16 protein-coding genes are annotated in these 16,670 nt (G+C 55.1%); 10 read left to right on the plus strand and 6 right to left on the minus strand.

Annotation, left to right across the window (positions count from 1 at the left end; genetic code table 11):
- Positions 1 to 161: 161 nt before the first annotated feature.
- The 9 genes from AAH450_RS05275 (at position 162) to AAH450_RS05315 (ending at position 10,572) form a co-directional block, all read left to right on the plus strand.
- The gene (locus tag AAH450_RS05275) at positions 162 to 1,109 is read left to right on the plus strand and encodes a sulfonate ABC transporter substrate-binding protein (RefSeq protein WP_342909238.1); all 948 of its coding nucleotides are present in this window, start codon (positions 162 to 164) and stop codon (positions 1,107 to 1,109) included.
- A gap of 267 nt (positions 1,110 to 1,376) precedes the next feature.
- Positions 1,377 to 3,017: a TIGR04028 family ABC transporter substrate-binding protein gene (locus tag AAH450_RS05280; RefSeq protein ID WP_342909239.1), complete on the plus strand. Its 1,641-nt coding sequence runs from the start codon at positions 1,377 to 1,379 to the stop codon at positions 3,015 to 3,017.
- Positions 3,018 to 3,027: 10 nt separating this feature from the next.
- Positions 3,028 to 3,972, plus strand: a complete 945-nt coding sequence (locus AAH450_RS05285) for an ABC transporter permease (protein WP_342909240.1) — start codon at positions 3,028 to 3,030, stop codon at positions 3,970 to 3,972.
- Positions 3,969 to 4,820: an ABC transporter permease gene (locus AAH450_RS05290; protein WP_342909241.1), complete on the plus strand. Its 852-nt coding sequence runs from the start codon at positions 3,969 to 3,971 to the stop codon at positions 4,818 to 4,820. The genes AAH450_RS05285 and AAH450_RS05290 overlap by 4 nt, the downstream gene beginning before the upstream one ends.
- Positions 4,817 to 6,439, plus strand: a complete 1,623-nt coding sequence (locus AAH450_RS05295; RefSeq protein ID WP_342909242.1) for an ABC transporter ATP-binding protein — start codon at positions 4,817 to 4,819, stop codon at positions 6,437 to 6,439. The genes AAH450_RS05290 and AAH450_RS05295 overlap by 4 nt, the downstream gene beginning before the upstream one ends.
- On the plus strand, positions 6,436 to 7,455 hold the full coding sequence (locus AAH450_RS05300) for a putative FMN-dependent luciferase-like monooxygenase (protein WP_342909243.1): 1,020 nt from the start codon (positions 6,436 to 6,438) through the stop codon (positions 7,453 to 7,455). The genes AAH450_RS05295 and AAH450_RS05300 overlap by 4 nt, the downstream gene beginning before the upstream one ends.
- Before the next feature lies 1 nt (position 7,456).
- Complete coding sequence (locus AAH450_RS05305; RefSeq protein WP_342909244.1) at positions 7,457 to 8,563, plus strand: alkylhydroperoxidase domain protein; 1,107 nt, start codon at positions 7,457 to 7,459, stop codon at positions 8,561 to 8,563.
- Between the two features lie 2 nt (positions 8,564 to 8,565).
- On the plus strand, positions 8,566 to 9,708 hold the full coding sequence (locus AAH450_RS05310) for an amidohydrolase (RefSeq protein ID WP_342909245.1): 1,143 nt from the start codon (positions 8,566 to 8,568) through the stop codon (positions 9,706 to 9,708).
- A 15-nt stretch (positions 9,709 to 9,723) separates the two neighbouring features.
- Positions 9,724 to 10,572 (plus strand): VOC family protein, encoded by an 849-nt coding sequence (locus tag AAH450_RS05315; protein ID WP_342909246.1) that lies wholly within the window; start codon positions 9,724 to 9,726, stop codon positions 10,570 to 10,572.
- Between the two features lie 2 nt (positions 10,573 to 10,574).
- On the opposite strand, the gene AAH450_RS05320 is transcribed toward AAH450_RS05315, so the two are convergent.
- The 6 genes from AAH450_RS05320 to AAH450_RS05345 all read right to left on the minus strand — a co-directional run bounded on the left by AAH450_RS05320 (position 10,575) and on the right by AAH450_RS05345 (position 15,148).
- Positions 10,575 to 10,844 (minus strand): barstar family protein, encoded by a 270-nt coding sequence (locus AAH450_RS05320; RefSeq protein ID WP_342909247.1) that lies wholly within the window; start codon positions 10,842 to 10,844, stop codon positions 10,575 to 10,577.
- A gap of 1 nt (position 10,845) precedes the next feature.
- Positions 10,846 to 11,298, minus strand: coding sequence for a ribonuclease domain-containing protein (locus AAH450_RS05325; RefSeq protein WP_342909248.1), 453 nt, complete (start codon positions 11,296 to 11,298; stop codon positions 10,846 to 10,848).
- A 33-nt stretch (positions 11,299 to 11,331) separates the two neighbouring features.
- Entirely contained in the window at positions 11,332 to 12,252 is a 921-nt protein-coding gene (locus AAH450_RS05330; RefSeq protein ID WP_342909249.1) for a sugar ABC transporter substrate-binding protein, read from the minus strand.
- A gap of 140 nt (positions 12,253 to 12,392) precedes the next feature.
- The gene (locus tag AAH450_RS05335; protein WP_342909250.1) at positions 12,393 to 13,346 is read right to left on the minus strand and encodes an AEC family transporter; all 954 of its coding nucleotides are present in this window, start codon (positions 13,344 to 13,346) and stop codon (positions 12,393 to 12,395) included.
- Between the two features lie 307 nt (positions 13,347 to 13,653).
- Positions 13,654 to 14,673, minus strand: a complete 1,020-nt coding sequence (locus tag AAH450_RS05340) for an AI-2E family transporter (RefSeq protein WP_342909251.1) — start codon at positions 14,671 to 14,673, stop codon at positions 13,654 to 13,656.
- 130 nt (positions 14,674 to 14,803) lie between these two features.
- Entirely contained in the window at positions 14,804 to 15,148 is a 345-nt protein-coding gene (locus tag AAH450_RS05345; RefSeq protein WP_342909252.1) for a helix-turn-helix domain-containing protein, read from the minus strand.
- A gap of 352 nt (positions 15,149 to 15,500) precedes the next feature.
- Here AAH450_RS05345 and AAH450_RS05350 point away from each other — a divergent pair, with 352 nt between their 5' ends.
- Positions 15,501 to 16,664, plus strand: a complete 1,164-nt coding sequence (locus AAH450_RS05350) for an efflux RND transporter periplasmic adaptor subunit (RefSeq protein ID WP_342909253.1) — start codon at positions 15,501 to 15,503, stop codon at positions 16,662 to 16,664.
- The last annotated feature ends 6 nt before the right edge of the window (positions 16,665 to 16,670 follow it).

A 16,670-nucleotide genomic window follows, 5' to 3' on the forward strand; every position in this document is an offset into this window, starting at 1 on the left:
GGCGTAACCGACCTTTTGGCTACCCCGTCCCGCACCATTAAAGTCTGACACTGAGTCCCACAGAGATGCGCTTTTCAGCTAACTAAAGCACTTATATTCATTAAGCCGTTTAAAGCCAGTTTGTTATGTTGCTGAAACAGTAATAACTATCCGGGAAAACAATGAAAAAGATTTTGCTTAGCGGCCTGATTGTCGCTGCACTTAGCGCCTCTGCCTTCAACGCACTGGCTGAGACCGCCCCGAAAACGGTCACCATCGGCTTTCAGAAAGCGAATATTTTTGCGCTGCTGAAATACCGCGGCACGCTGGACAGTGATTTCAAAAAACAGGGTATTGCCGTGAAGTGGGTTGAGTTCCCCGCCGGGCCACAGATGCTGGAAGGGCTGAACGTGGGCAGTATCGATCTGGCTGCCACGGGCGATGCCCCGCCGACTTTTGCTCAGGCGGCGCAGGCCGATCTGGTCTATCTGGCCCATTCGCCCGCCAACCCCAAAACCGAAGCCATTGTGGTGCCGGAAAATTCAGCCATCAAAACCGTTGCCGATTTAAAAGGCAAACGCGTAGCGCTGAATAAAGGTTCGGACGTCAACTACCTGCTTGTCAGCGCGCTGGAAAAAGCGGGGCTGAGTTATAAAGACGTGAAAGCTGTCTATCTCCCGCCCGCCGATGCGCGCGCGGCCTTCCAGCGTGGCGCAGTGGATGCCTGGGTAATCTGGGATCCCTACTACGCAGAAGTGGAAACCAATGCTAAAGCGCGGCTGTTAAAAAATGCCGAAGGTCTGGTGCCGCATTACACCTTCTATCTTGCAAGCCGTAAATTTGCTGAAACTTATCCGCAGACGGCAAAAGGGGTAATTGATCAGTTAGGGACGTTAAGCGACTGGGCCAATAAAAATCCGGATGAGGCCGCCAGAATATTATCCGCCTCCACCGGCTTGCCACAGCCAATCTGGCAGCGAGCTATTGCCAGAATGCCTTTTGGTGCAGAGCGCATGACGCCGGAAGTATTTAAGGAACAGCAGGCGCTGGCGGATAAGTTTACGCAGATTGGCCTGCTGCCCGTGAAGGTGAACGTCAGCAGCGCTACCTGGTCGCTGGATAAGAAGTAGCTGGCAGACCAGATAAAGGGCAATCGCAAGGTTGCCCTTTATTACGCCACCCTGTCGCACGCAGAAGCTTCAGCATGCGATGCAGGGCGACTGCCCTGGGTTGTTCATTGATCCTGGCACCTGCATTGCTTTCCCCCGCCAGTGAAAACGCCTCTCTTTATTCATCTGCTGATTAACCTTAGCTGATTTCCTTGGTTCACCTTCCCCCTGCAAAAGCCCGATATTTAACGTCACCTCTCTGTAAATACTGACTTTTAAGGATCCACCATGCTGACTCTTTTCCGCCCCGAGGCGCTGGCTCGACCCCTGGCTTTAAGTATTGCCTTTGCCCTCTGCGGCGGCAGCGCCTATGCCGCCGACACCCCGGTTAAAGGAGGCACGCTGGTTTATCTGGAGCAGCAGGCACACACCAACCTCTATCCTCCGGCAGGCGGCTTTTACCCGAATGGCGGCATTCTGAATCAGATTACCGACAAGCTGACCTGGCAAAATCCGGAAACGCTGAAGATTGAACCCTGGATTGCACAGAGCTGGACAACCAACGCAGATAACACCGAATACACTTTTAAACTCCATCCGGGCGTGACCTTCTCAGACGGAACGCCGCTGGACGCCAATGCGGTAGCTAAGAACTTCGACACTTACGGTTTGGGAAATAAAGCCCTGCGTCTGCCAGTATCCGAAGTGATCAATAATTACGATCGGAGCGAAGTTATCGATCCGCTGACGGTGAAATTTTATTTCAAAAAACCTTCTCCGGGCTTCCTGCAAGGCACCGCGACTATCGGTTCCGGGCTGGTCTCTCTGAGCACGCTGGCCCGCAGCTTTGATCGGCTTGGCGATGCCCGCCATATCATAGGTTCCGGCCCGTTTGTGGTCAGCGATGAGAAGCTGGGGCGTGAGGTCGACCTGGTCGCCCGTAAAGATTATCAGTGGGGGCCGGCGCAGAGTAAACAGCAAGGCCCGGCCAATCTCGACGGTATCAAAATCATCGTCACGCCTGAAGACAGCGTGCGCATCGGTGCGTTGCTGGCAGGCCAGGCCGATTTTATTCGTCAGGTTCAGGCTTATGATGAAAAGCAGGCCAAAGATCAACAGTTTCCTCTCTATGCCGCCCCAACGCGTGGCGTCAACGACAGCCTGAGTTTCCGCCCGGATAACCCGCTGGTCAGTGACCTGCGCGTACGCCAGGCGCTGCTTCACGCCACCAATGCGAAGCAGGTGGTTGATACGCTCTTCTCCCCGAATTATCCGCAAGCCACCTCGGTGGTGGCAGCCACAGCCGCAGGCTATGTGAACCTGGCGGACAAGCTGACCTTCGATCAGGCGAAAGCAAAAAGCTTACTGGACGAGGCTGGCTGGAAACCCGGTACAAACGGCATTCGTGAGAAAGAGGGGCAGCCTTTGTCGCTGACCGTTTATGAGTCTTTGCCGCAGCCGCAGAACAAAGAAGTTTTGCAGCTGATCGCTCAGCAGTGGCGCCAGGTGGGCGTTGAGCTGAAAGTCAAAGCCGGAGATGCGGGCAGCAAAACGCTCGACAGTCTTGATCCAGTGAAAACGCCGTTGAACGTAACGGAAGTTGGTCGCGCCGATCCCGATGTGATTAAAAGTAGTTTCTATCCGGCTAACCGTGATGCCCTGCTACAGAAAGGCGGGTCGAGCGATAAGGTCAAAAGCTTCCGTGATGACAGGCTGAATCAGCTGTTAGTCAATATTTCCGCCGAGGTCGACCCGGCTAAGCGTTTGCAGTTAACCGGTGACGTTCAGCGATATCTGCTCGATCAGGCTTATGTGATCCCGATCTTCGAAGAGCCTCAGGTCTTTGCCGGTGCCCCATGGTTAAAAGGCGTGAAGTTTGAAGCGGTGGGTCGTCCTTCGCTGTATGGCGCCTGGCTTGAAAAGCATTAAGGAGATCGGCATGCGCCACTATCTTCTCTACCGGATTGGGCATGGAATAGTGGTGCTGTGGGCGGCATTTACGCTCTCTTTTGTGCTGCTGCAAGTGCTGCCCGGCGACGCCATTCTGATTAAATTTCAGAACCCGGATCTCGGCCTGAGTCCAGAGCAGATAGCCGAAATGCGGCAGGCTTATGGTGCCGACGGTTCCCTGTGGCAACAATATCTGCACACGCTGGGATCGATGCTGCAAGGCGATTTTGGTTATTCAGTGCAGGCGGGCGTCGCGGTTAGCGAGCAGCTGAAAAGCAATCTGCCAGATACGCTACGGCTGGCAGGCAGCGGGTTTACTCTGGCCGTGGTACTGGCTTTTTTACTGGCGGCCTTGTCACGCCTTCCGGCGCTTCGCGCCTTACGCAATATGCTGCAATCGGTGCCAGTGCTGTTTATTTCGATCCCCACTTTCTGGCTGGGTATTGCGCTGATTCAGCTCTTTTCCTTTCAGCTACGCTGGATCCCGGTGATTAATCCTTCCGCTGTACAGGGGTTGATACTGCCCGTGATCACCGTCGCGATCCCGATATCCGCCCCGCTCGCCCAGATCCTGTTACGCAGCATTGATGAGGTGGCAACAAGGCCTTTTGTTTCGGTGGTGCGCGCCAAAGGCGCAAGCGAAACTTACGTGTTATGGCGGCATGTGCTGCGAAACGCGATGCTGCCGGTGCTGACGGTTGCAGGGCTGCTGTTGGGCGAACTGATTGCCGGTGCGCTGATTACCGAAACCGTGTTTGGGTTAGGCGGGCTGGGTCAGTTAACTCAGCAGGCGGTTAATAATCAGGATGTGGCGGTATTACAGGCCGTGGTGATGGTCTCGGCCTTCGGCTTCGTGGTGATCAATATGCTGGTTGACCTGCTGATGCCGCTGTTGGATCCCCGTCTGCAAACTGAAAGCCGGGGTGCCGCATGAGTCTTGTTGATTTTGCCACTCACCGGCAAAAGCCTGCACCAGCGCCTCAGCCCTGGAACCTCCAGCCCGGCCTGTGGCTGGCGTGGCTGGTGATGCTGCTGGCCGTGGTGGCCGCGCTCTTCCCTGGCTTACTCACCAGCTACAGCGCTGTTGAAGGCGTTGCCGGCGCCCAGCGACTGGCGCCGCAGGCCGGACACTGGCTGGGGACGGACCAGCTTGGTCGCGATCTCTTTGCCCGCATAGTTTACGGCGCTTCCCACTCCCTGTCGGCAGCCCTTCTGGCCGTTGCCATGGGGCTGGTGGCTGGCACCGCGCTGGGCGTGCTGGCTGGCGCGGTTGGCGGTAAAACAGAGTCGTTAGCCATGCGGGCGGTTGATGTCTTGCTCTCAATTCCTTCCCTGCTGCTCTCTTTAAGCGTGTTGATCCTGCTGGGCTTTGGCACCCTGAATGCGGCTGTGGCGGTGGGAATAGCCTCGATCGCGAGCTTCGCCCGTTTATCGCGCGGTGAAGTCGTCCGTATTCGTCACAGCGACTATGTGGAAGCCGCGTTTGGCAGCGGCGGTCGTTTTCTCCCGGTGCTGTGGCGACATATTTTACCCAATGCGATGACGTCGGTTATCGCTTATGCCGCACTGCAATTCGGTCAGGCTATCCTGGCCCTCTCTACCCTGAGCTTTCTGGGTTACGGCACGCCGCCACCCGCGCCGGAATGGGGATTACTTATCGCCGAAGGCCGCAACTATCTGGCGACAGCCTGGTGGCTGACCACCTTCCCCGGCCTGGTGGTGGTGATGGTGGTGCTCTCCGCTAACCGCATCAGCCAGCAACTCTCTGGAGGACGAAAATGAGTTCTGAATCAGCCCCCTTACTGCAAGTAGAGAATCTGAGCCTGAGTTACCGCAGCGCCAACATCTGGAAAGAGGTGGTGCACCGCGTGAGTTTTCAGCTCAACAAGGGGGAAATGGTCGCGCTGGTCGGTGAATCTGGCTCTGGTAAAACCACTACCGCTCAGGCTGTGATAGGCCTGTTGCCCGAAAATGGTCGCCGTGATGGCGGAAACATCCTGCTGAATGGTGAAGATATTGGTCAGTGGTCGTCAAAGCGGCTGGACACTCTTCGCGGAGCGCGCATCAGTCTGGTGCCGCAGGATCCTGGCAACTCACTCAATCCGGTCAAAACAATTGGTGAGCAGGTTGGAGAAATTTTACGGCTGCACCGGGCTGTGAACAGCGAAGAGCGTAAACGTCAGGTGATTGAGCTGTTAACGCGTGTCGGCCTGAGCCATCCGGAGCAGCGCGTACAGCAATATCCTCATCAGCTTTCGGGCGGCATGAAACAGCGTGTACTGATTGCTATCGCCCTTGCGCTGGCACCCGATATTATCATCGCGGATGAGCCGACCAGCGCGCTGGACGTCACCGTGCAGAAACGCATTCTCGACCTGCTTGACAGGTTACGCCAGGAATCGGGCACTGCCGTGCTGTTTGTCACCCACGATCTGGCGCTGGCCGCTGAACGTGCGGATCGCATTATCGTTTTTCGCCAGGGTGAGATTCAGGAAGAAGGCGGGACAAAGGAGGTGATCGGCGCACCAAAGCAGGCCTACACGCGCCAGCTGCTTGCCGATTCTCTGCCCCGTCCTCGTCAGCGGGATAAAACAGGCCAGCCGCATTTCTCAACGGCTGCTGTTCAGGTCTCGGCAATTGGGAAGAGCTTTGCCCTGAGCAAAACTCAGCGGTTGCAGGCGCTGAACGACGTCGGCTTTGCGGTTGCGCGCGGTACCACTCATGCGATTGTTGGCGAATCCGGCTCCGGTAAAACCACGCTGGCGCGGATCCTGCTGGGCTTTGAGCAGCCGGACAGCGGTAGCGTGAAGCTGGACGGTATTGTGGTTAACGGCCTGCGCGGCGAACCGTTGCGGCAGCTGCGCCGTCGGATCCAGTTTGTCTATCAGAATCCGTTCGCCTCGCTCGATCCCCGGCAGTCGCTGTTTCAAATCATTGAAGAGCCGCTGTTGAATTTTGAACGTCTTAGCCGTGATCAACGTCGTCAGCGCGTTCAGGCAGTGACTGAGCGAGTCGCCCTGCCGCTGGAAATCTTATCACGCAGCGCAAGAGAGCTTTCTGGCGGGCAACGTCAGCGCGTGGCTCTGGCCCGTGCGCTGATTTTACACCCCTCTATTCTGGTGCTTGACGAAGCAACGTCGGCGCTGGATGTCACCGTTCAGGCGCAGATTCTGGCTTTGCTGCAACAGTTACAGGATGAGCAGGGCCTGACCTACATTTTTATTACCCACGATTTGGCCACGGTCCGGCAGATAGCTGACACCCTTACCGTGCTGAAAGCGGGTGAAGTGGTGGAATCAGGTGACGTTGTCACTATTTTTGAGGCGCCGCAGCATTTATACACCCGTGAGCTGCTGGCGGCCATCCCTCTCTCTTCTGCGCCGGTAAAGGAGTTCTCATGACGACAAAACGTATCGGTTTTTTCACCCGCCTGCTGGATAAGGTTCCAGCCAAAGAGCGCTACCGCCTTGCCACGGAACAGATCCAGCACGCTGAAAGGTTGGGGTTCGACAGTGCGTGGATTGCCCAACATCATTTCCATGAAGAGGAAGGCGGGTTGCCTTCGCCTCTGGTGTTTCTGGCCCATGTTGCGGCCCATACGCAGCGCATACGGCTGGGAACGGCAATCATTACCCTGCCCATGGAGAATGCCCTGCGCGTGGCTGAAGATGCCGCCGTACTGGATCTTCTGGCCGATGGCCGGCTGGAAATTGGGCTGGGTTCCGGCGGTACGCCTGCCTCTTTTCTGCCTTTTGGGCTGACCTCAGAGGAGCGTGGAACCGTCTTCGCCGAAAATCTGCATACCCTGATCGGTGCCTGGCGTGGCGATTCGCTTGCCCATCCCGATAACCATCTTTATCCCCCGGCACCTGACCTTGCCAGGCGCATCTGGATTGCCACTTTCTCTGTGGAAGGTGCAATACGCGCAGGAAAAAGCGGTCACGGTCTGATGCTTTCCCGTACTCAGCCTCGTCCGGTTAATCAGCCTGAACTGCCGCTGGATGCACTCCAGAACCCGCTGGTTGATGCCTATCTGGCTGCCCTGCCTGCTGGCGTGGCGCCAAGAATTCTGGCTTCGCGTACCGCATTTGTCGCAGATTCGGATACCTTTGCCCGCAAACTGGCTGAGCCTGGTATCCGCGCCCAAATCAAACAGTATCAGGCGGCCGGGCATCAGCTTCGCGGAGAGAGTTTTGACGATCTTCTGGGTCAGGTGGACGCGCACGTGGGCAGCGTTGAACGCGTTAAAGCCTCACTGTTGCAGGACAGCGTTCTGCCCCGCGTCACCGATATTTCCTTCCAGGTGCACTCCGTAGAGCCACCTCATGCTGAAACCCTGCGCTCTGTTGAGCTGATTGCTGAGCATATTGCTCCGCTGCTCAGGGCACTGGGATCCCCCCTTTTAACCGGAGACTAAAATGGCAACTGCAACAGATTTACTGGCTTCGCTGGCTGATATTGCCCCCGATTCAGATTTGGCTCAGGCTCGTCATATACGGGAAGCGGCCACGCGCCATGCGCAAGGCAGCTACGAGGTGCTCTTTTCTCAGCAGGATGAAGATTTTCCGCTGGCTGAACGCTTTGCTTTAGCCGCTCTGGTTGCAGAGTGGAATGCACAGTCCGCGTTGCAGGCTCACTATCAGCAACAGGCGTCGCCTCTTCCCGACTCTGAACGGATTGAAGTGGCAACGCGTTTTGCTCATCTTCTGACTTTTGAACCGGTCACTGCCGCACCAGAACATCTGCATGCCCTGCAAAATGCGGGCTGGAGCGCTCGCGGGATAGTGACACTGTCACAATTAGTGGCGTTTCTTAATTTTCAAAGCCGCCTGCTGGCGGGTTTAAACCTGCTTCAGGGGAAAGAGTCTGGCACGGCAACACAGCCAGTGGTCGCTGGCAAATGGCATAGTGCGACTAAAACGGCCAGCGGCAAAACGGCGCTGACGCAATTTACCCAGCAGGAGCTGGGATGGGAACCCTGGCTGGCGGCCCAGCCCCTTGCGGAATTTTCGGATGAAGAGAAAGAAGTTCTGGCCCGGTTTGGTCACAGCGATTCCGATTATTTCCGTCTTCTGGCCCGTAACCTGCCGGTGCTTGAACAGCGCACGCTGACCGACAAAGGCATCTTTTATACGCCTGGTGGTTTGCCCCGTGCCGAACGTGAACTGGCTGCCGCCGTGGTGAGCAAGGTGAATGGCTGTATTTTCTGCGCTTCTGTTCATGCCCGTAAAGCCAGCCAACTGTCAAAAAACAGAGACCTGGTTGAGAAACTTATCAGCATTACGCCTGGCGGAAATTTGTCGGAAGGCCAGTCCGGGCGTTGGGCTGCGATAGTCGATCTCTCCGCTGCTCTGTCGGTTACGCCGCCGCAGGCCACGTCTGACCCTGTTGCTGCTCTGCAAAAACAGGGTCTGGACACCCTTTCGCTGCTGGATATTGTCCAGTCCAGCGCCTTTTTCGCCTGGGCTAACCGCCTGATGCTGACGCTGGGCGAACCTTTTTTACCCTCTGACACACAAGGTTAAGTATGACTTCGTTATCTTCCAGCCAGCTGGTGCAATGGCGCCGTGAGCTGCATCAATTCCCGGAACTCTCGAACCATGAGTTCGCTACAACTGAACGGATAAGCCGGTGGCTGACGCAGGGCAATATCCGCATTTTGCCGTTCGGCTTAAAAACCGGCGTAGTGGCTGAAATTGGGCAGGGAGAGCCGCTGATTGCCCTGAGAGCCGATATTGATGCGCTGCCCATTGATGAAGCGGTCAGCCATCCGTGGCGGTCGAATAATCCGGGCGTCATGCACGCCTGCGGGCACGATATTCATACTTCCGTAATGCTTGGCGTGGCTTATCAGCTTAAGCAGGCTGAAGCTGAGCTGAAAGGCCGGGTTCGCATCCTGTTTCAACCGGCGGAAGAGACCTTCAACGGTGCGCAACAGCTGATTGATGCTGGCGTACTCAATGGCGTGCAGGCCATTTTCGGTATGCACAATGCACCAGACCTGCCGCTGAACAGATTCACCACGCGCGCTGGCCCGTTCTATGCCAACGTCGATCGTTTTGTTATTCGTGTGACGGGTAAAGGCGCTCACGCGGCCAGACCCCATGAAGGGATCGATTCCATTGTGATTGCCAGCCAGATTGTCACGGCGCTGCAAACGCTGCCGAGCCGGATTTTCAGCTCGCTGGAGTCCGTTGTGGTCAGCGTAACCCGCTTCACCGCCGGAAATACCTGGAACGTACTGCCGCAGAGCGTGGAGCTTGAAGGAACCGTGCGGACACACAACGCTGAAATCCGGGCACGAATTCCGCAAAAAATTGAGGCGTTGATTAACGGTATCGCAGGTGGGTACGGCGCTAAGGCAGCGCTGGAATGGACTGAAGGGCCACCAGCTTTAGTCAACACACCCGAGTGGGCTGAGTTTGCGCTTGAGCAGGCGAGGCTGTCAGGTTATCAGGCTGAACCCGCCGTTACGCCGCAAATGGGCGGCGAGGATTTCGCTTTCTATCTGCACCATGTGCCGGGCGTATTTGTCAGTATCGGCAGCGCCAGTGAGTTTGGGCTGCATCATCCTGGCTTTGATCCTGATGAAGAGATTATCCCTTCTGCCATCGACTATTTTACCCGGCTGGCCCCACGCGCCTTAGAGCGGGTTGCGGCTAAAAAATAAGAAAGGAATTTTATTATGCTTGTCCCTACCCCAAAACCGGTACTCGACCATGTAGTGATTAACGTTGCAGACCAGTTAGATGCCGCCAGCGCCCTGTACCGCAGGCTCGGCTTTCAGCTGACTGAGCGTGGTCATCATTCCCTGGGTTCAAGTAATCACCTGGCGGTGTTTGGTGAAAATTATCTTGAGCTGCTGGGCTATGAAAAGGGCAAAAAAAACAGCCGTGCCGATCTCTGGCAGGCATCACCTGGTCTCAGCGGACTGGTCTGGAAAACCGAGGATGCCGACCGGGAATATAATCACCTGTTACGGCAGGATTTAGACGGTGACCAGCCAGCTTCCTTTAACCGGCCGGTCACCCTGCCTGATGGCACGGTGAGTGAAGCGCAGTTTCGTACCGTCAGGATCCGCCCGGCGCTGATCCCCGACGGGCGCAGCTTTTTTTGTCAGCATTTGACCCCTGAAGCCGTCTGGCAGAGTGCGTGGCAACAGCATCCTAACGGCGTGAAGAACATCAGCGAATTTGTCATTGTTGCGCAGGATCCGGCGGCTGTCGCCACCTTATACAGCCGCCTGTTCGGTACTGACAGCCTGAAAGCCTGTCGGGAAGGCGCCTTCCTGCTGGTGGCTGGCGTCACCAGCGTGCGGTTTGCTACCGAGGAGTATGTGCGCCACGCTTTCCACGCCTTGCCGGACAACTATGACGGCACGCCACGCATGGCAGCCCTGAGTTTTCAGACTGAGGATCTGGCGAAAGTAAAAGCAGCGTTAACAAAGGGCGACCTGCGTTTTACGGAAGCTGCCGGTGCCGTTGTCGTTGCCCCACAGCAGGGCTTTGAGGTTGCCCTGCGCTTCCATCAATAACGTTAGCGGCTACGCAGGCTGAATTTGCCTGCCGTGGCCTCTTCTGCTTCCCGCATTACCGCTACCACTCTGTCAAATTGGTGCGGGTCGGCATGCATCTCAAGATGACGAAGCGTGACACGCACCGGCAGATCAATCATGCCGGTCAGCGCGTCCCATAACGCATCCAGATTATTGCCAAACTCCATGTCGATGGCGAATTTGTGGCAAAACTGGCGATAAAAGTCCGTGACGTCGGCAATATTGTCAAAGTCGAAACTGATGCTGTTCATCTCAGTACACCTGCTCAACGTGACGATAATGATCGCGGGTCACGTAAATCATCCCGTCGCTGGAATAGAGCATACGGTCGCTGCCCCGCCGCCCACAATCATAATTCACATCCGCCTCAAACCAGCGCCGCCCCGCCTTTTCCGGCAGAACTTTTTCACGGTTAGAGAAACGGTCACCCCCTATCGCCCGGCCTGGTAACGCCTGGCAAAGATTGCCCCTGGCCGGCTCCCAGCCCAGCTTTCTCGCCGCAGTTTTAGTCAGGTAATAAGCAGGCAGGCGCTGATGCTGATGAAGGTAATCCGCCACGCGCTGCTGCTGGGTGAGCGTGGCGATATCGGTTGCAGAAGCGCTCTGAGAAGCCTGCTGCTGAGCAGGCTGATGGATGGGATGGCGCAAACCAGCAAAGGTAGCAACCAGCGCCAGAATGGCCGCGACAATGAGTTTTTTATTCATGCGCAGAGTTTACCCCGGCAGAATATTTAGCGTCTATTTCTTCTCTGCGTATTTCTGCAATGTCGCCGGGGTTACTAACTCAAAGGGGATCCAGTAATAGGGGTCCAGCTTCTCGCCTTTGATCATCCGCTGCGCCACATCTACCGAAGCTTTGCCCTGCCCGATAGCATCCTGGAATACGGTAACCTGCATTTTCCCTGTCGACATCGCTTTAAGGCCATCTGGCGTGGCATCTATGCCGCCAATCAGGATTTTGCTCTCTTTTTTGCCCGCCTGCTGCAATCCCATGATCGCGCCAATCGCCATTTCATCGTTGTTGGCCGCCACGATATCGATCTCCTCGCCGTTGGTCAGCCAGTTCAGCATCAGATCCATCCCCTCACTGCGGGAGTAGTTGGCCGTCTGCTTCTGCACCACGCTCATTTTGGGGTATTTGGCGACAACCTGCTCGACATCTTTGGTACGCTGGATAGCCCCGGCGTCGGTCAGGTTACCTATCATGATCGCCACTTTACCCTGATAGTTTGCCAGACGGGCCAGCTCTTCCATCTGCAATGTGCCGGACTGCTTTTCATCTGAGCCGACAAAAACCACGCCCGCAGGCAACTTGATGTCACCTGGCGTTCGGTTGACGTAAACCAGCGGTATTTTGGCTGCGGTAACCAGTTTGGTGATGGCAGGCGTGCCTGCCGAGTTAACCGGATCAACAATGATCGCATCCACGCCGGCGCTGATAAAACTTTGCACCTGATCGGTCTGTTTACCTACATCACCACGGGCATCTTCAAACTGCACGGTTAGCCCTCTGGCCTTAGCCTCTTTGTCGATAGAGTGACGAATAATCGTAAGAAAGTTTTGGTCGAAATAAGCCATCGAGACGCCGATAGTTTCTGCCAGCGAAGAAGCAGAACAGCCGAGGGTCATTAACAACAGTATAGTTTTGCAGGTTTTCATTATCATTCTCCAGAGGGTGATCGGCCTGCGCCGTTTCGCACTTAAAACGAAACAGAATTACCGATAGAAGAAGATAATGAAATAAATACTTTTATCGCAAGCACCGTGCTTCCGTTCCGCCGGGCGGCTCACATTTCCTCTCAGGCGATATCCATCAACATCAGCAGTAAAGGGGTTGTGACAGCAGAGAAAATTGTCGAAAGCAGCATGCTGGTGGCTGCCGGGCCGGTTAAGGCGTTAAACTGTTGTGACATCAGATAAACGTTGATCCCCACCGACATCGAGCCTAACAGCACCACGACTTTGCTCTCCAGCGGCGGCAGCCCAATCAGCCAGGCCAGCCCCCAGATCACCAGCGGTTGTACAATCAGCTTTAACAGGCAGATTGCATAGCTCTCTTTCAGGCCCTCCTTTATTTTATAGGCGGCAAGGCTCATACCCAGCGCCACCAGCGCCAGGGGTACGGCAATTTTGCCCAGCATACTGATGGGCTGATCGACCATTTGCGGCAAGGAAAGCCCTGTCAGGCTGAATAAGGTGCCGGAGAGGATAGCGATAATCAGCGGATTTTTCAGAACGCTGAGGGCAGTTTTGCCAAAGCCTGTCAGGCTGAGCGAGCCATGTCTGAACCACTCCACCGAGACCGTAGCAAGCGTCCACAGGATCAGACCGTTAAAGACCAGCACCAGCGCTACAGAGGGGATCGCTTTTTCTCCCAGCATTACGGTAGCAATAGGCAGCCCCAGCATCACGTTATTAGAGAAAATCCCGCCAAGTGCAAATACTGAACCGGATATCCCATCAAGCCGGAAAACGCGCGCCGCAATAATGCGCCCAACAAGAAAGACTATCAGACAGCCTCCAAAAAAAGCGATCAACAGGCGGGCATCCACTGGCGGGCTTTTGCTGAAATCGCTCATCAACCTGAACAGCATTGCTGGCAACGCAATCTTAAAGACCACGAGGTTTAACGCTTCGCTGATGCTCTCTGGCCATTTACGCCAGCGAACCAGCAGCCAGCCCAGGGCGATAAGAATAAAAAGTGGCATAGAGAGCAGGATTTGGTGAAACAAGGTATCCAAAAGCGCAGGCATGTAAGGCTTATTCCTCAGTCATTTTCTCTACCATAAGATCGATGTGATTCAACGTAAAGCCTTGAAGAGAGTAAGGGGAAGAAAAGCAGGTATAGCCGGTGGTTTCTCACCTCTGGGGCGCAAACCTGAAGAGGGTGACGCTTTGCAGCCACTCCCCTCACGTGACTGTGCGGCAATGGCAAAGGGCTGTGACGCTCTGCCTGCTCTTTGATATCAGGTTCCGGTATGGACATTGCAGAGCTGTATGGTGGGAATTTTACGGGACGCACATTCAAAATAAGGCGGGACCTCTCTAGTCCCGCTTCTTTTAAATCAGTCTGGCAAGACGCAGCTCACTTTTCAGGTAAGCGTAATAAACCGGCGCGGCCACCACGCCAGCCAGCCCAAAGGCGGACTCAAATACCAGCATCGCCAGCAGGATTTCCCAGGTCTTGGCGTTGATGCGTGTGCCAAAAATCTGCGCGTTGATAAAATACTCCAGCTTGTGCACCAGGATCAAAAACACCAGCGATATCACCGCCGCTTCCAGAGAGATGGAGAGGCCAATCAGCACAATGACCGTATTAGAGATCAAATTGCCAATGATCGGCAGCAGACCGGCAACAAAGGTGAGCACCACCACGGTTTTGGCAAAAGGGAAATGCAGCCCAAACAGCGGTAACACGCCAAAAAGGAAGCCACAGGTGAGAAGAGTATTAACCAGCGAAACTTTGATTTGCGCAAAAACGACGTTATGGAAGGAGGCGGCCAGCACCGTCAGCCTGTCCAATAGCGCATGTTTCAACGGAGCATCCTGCGTATTCAGGCTACTGATACGCAGCGAGATAATGGCCCCTAAAAGCATGCCGATCAGCATGGTGGCGAAGGTGTGCGCCGCTGTGCGTCCAAAGGTTTGTACCACGACCAGATGTTCCCGCAGCCAGGTCACTACCTGGTGCTGAAGCTCATCAATATCCGCAGGCAGATAGTGGGTGACAACGGGCGAGAGAGTCCGCTGCGCATCTTCCAGCAGTTTACTCGCCGCGGCGTGAAAGGCGGCCGGATTTTGAAAATCATGCATTAAGAAGCCAATCAGCTTGGTGATGCCGCCAACCAGCGCCAGCAGGATGATAATCGTCAGGAAAAAAATGATGATCCAGCGAGCCAGCGGCCCTTTAACCAGACGCTCCACCCACGGCGTTAAGGCCAGGATAGTTTCATAAACAATGAACCCAGCCAGAAAACAGGGCAGCAGACGCAGGGGGAAAATCAGAAACAGCGCACCAAAAACCAGCAGATAGCTGGCGGCTTCACATATACCCTGCTTGTTCAGGTTCCACATCGGCATGACAATTCCTGTCTTAAACGTAAGCGCAATTCAGACAGTATACAATGGGTTGGCAGAGTTTTGCGGATTAAACGCAGAGAGGCTGAGATTCACAGCGGGCTAAACGCCCGCTATTGAAGAGGAGATCCGACTATTGTGCGCAGGCGCTAACCTGCACCTGACGACGCCATGCGCCCGGAGATTGTCCGAACTGGCGTTTAAAGCTGCGGTTAAAGGACTGCTGTGAGTCAAAACCAAAAGAGATTGCGACATCCAGGATCGGCTCGCCCCCTTTCGCCAGGCGTTCAGCGGATTTTTTCAGGCGGCGTGCACGAATATACTCACCCAATGCATAACCCGTATGCTGCTTAAACATACGTTGCAGATGCCATTTGGAGTAACCAGCCCGGTCAGCTACGGTATCCAGATCCATCTTCCCTTCAATGTGAGTATCGATCCACATTACCAGATCGTTAATAAAATCATCATGGCTCATTACTTTCCCCTTTTGCGCTTTTTGTTATTAGCCTGACTTGACCTCTTGCCCGCAGCAGGGTAAAAGGTAACTTTAATGAATGCATATAAGCTAAAGCACCCTTCCCATTAATGCAAGTTTTATTGTTGCATTAAATGCGGTTCGCTGTCATTGTTGTCGCTGCCCTCTCCGCCTTTATTCACATTTTGCTACGTTCACTGACAAAAAAATGCTAAAGGCAACAATTATACTTGCACTTTATTGACCCTCTTCTTACAATCCAACCTGTTTAATGCAATTAACATAGTTGCACTTTATGCATTATGCCGTGCACTTTCACGTCGTCCAGCATCTGTAACAGGGATTAATCATCATGAGATCATTCACCGCTATGCGCCTGCGCACGATAGCGCTTCCGCTCCTCTCCGCTTTCTGGCTGATGGGATGTGATTCCAAAGGGGCCGAACAGAGCGCGCCACCTGCCCCGCAGGTGAGCGTGGCTGAAGTTCAGCAACAAACGGTCAGTCAGTGGGATAACTTCAACGGACGGATTGAGGCAGTGCAGAGCGTTCAGCTCCGGCCCCGCGTAACCGGTTATATCGATAAAGTGAACTACACCGAAGGCCAGGAAGTTAAAAAAGGCGACGTGCTGTTCTCCATTGATGACAGAACTTACCGGGCAGAGCTTGAGCGGGCGCAGGCCGATCTCGCCAGCGCACGTACTCAGGCTCAGCTGGCGCGTAGCGAATCGGGCAGGACGGAGAAACTCATTGGCAGCCAGGCCATTTCCCGTGAGGTCTGGGAACAGCGGCGCTCCGCCTCTACCCAGGCACAGGCCAGCGTGCTTTCAGCGCAGGCAGCGGTAGATATGGCGCGGCTGAACCTGGATTTTACCCGCGTTACCGCGCCTATTGATGGCCGCGCCAGCCGGGCGATGATCACCTCCGGCAATCTGGTGACCGCCGGTGACAGCAGCAGTGTCCTTACCACGCTGGTTTCCCTGAATACCGTTTACGTTTACTTCGACGTTGATGAAGCCACCTTCCTGCGTTATCAGCAAATGAGCCGTCAGGGCGAGAGTGCGGCGAACAGCCATCATGCCTTACCGGTGAAAATTGGTCTTGTAGGTGAACAGGGCTACCCGCATCAAGGCAAGGTCGACTTTACCGACAACCAGCTGACCGCCAGCACCGGAACCATCAGGATGCGTGCGTTACTGGATAACAGCCAGCGCCTCTATACCCCAGGTTTGTTTGCCCGTGTGCAGCTGCCGGGTCGGGCTGACTTCCCTGCCCTGCTGATCAATGACAAAGCGGTGCTCACCGATCAGGACCGTAAGTATGTGTGGGTGATTGATGCTCAGAACAAAGCGCAGCGTCGTGATATCCAGCCTGGTCAGATAGCCAACGGCCTGCGTATTGTCCAGCAAGGGTTGCACTCTGGCGACCGGGTGATTGTGGATGGCGTCCAGAAAGTGTTTATGCCGGGGATGCCGGTGAATGCCAAAACGGTGCCGATGGCACCAGCCCCCCTTTAATTTAAG

Origin of the sequence: Erwinia magellanica (assembly GCF_039023495.1) — a bacterium.
Lineage (GTDB): Bacteria > Pseudomonadota > Gammaproteobacteria > Enterobacterales > Enterobacteriaceae > Erwinia.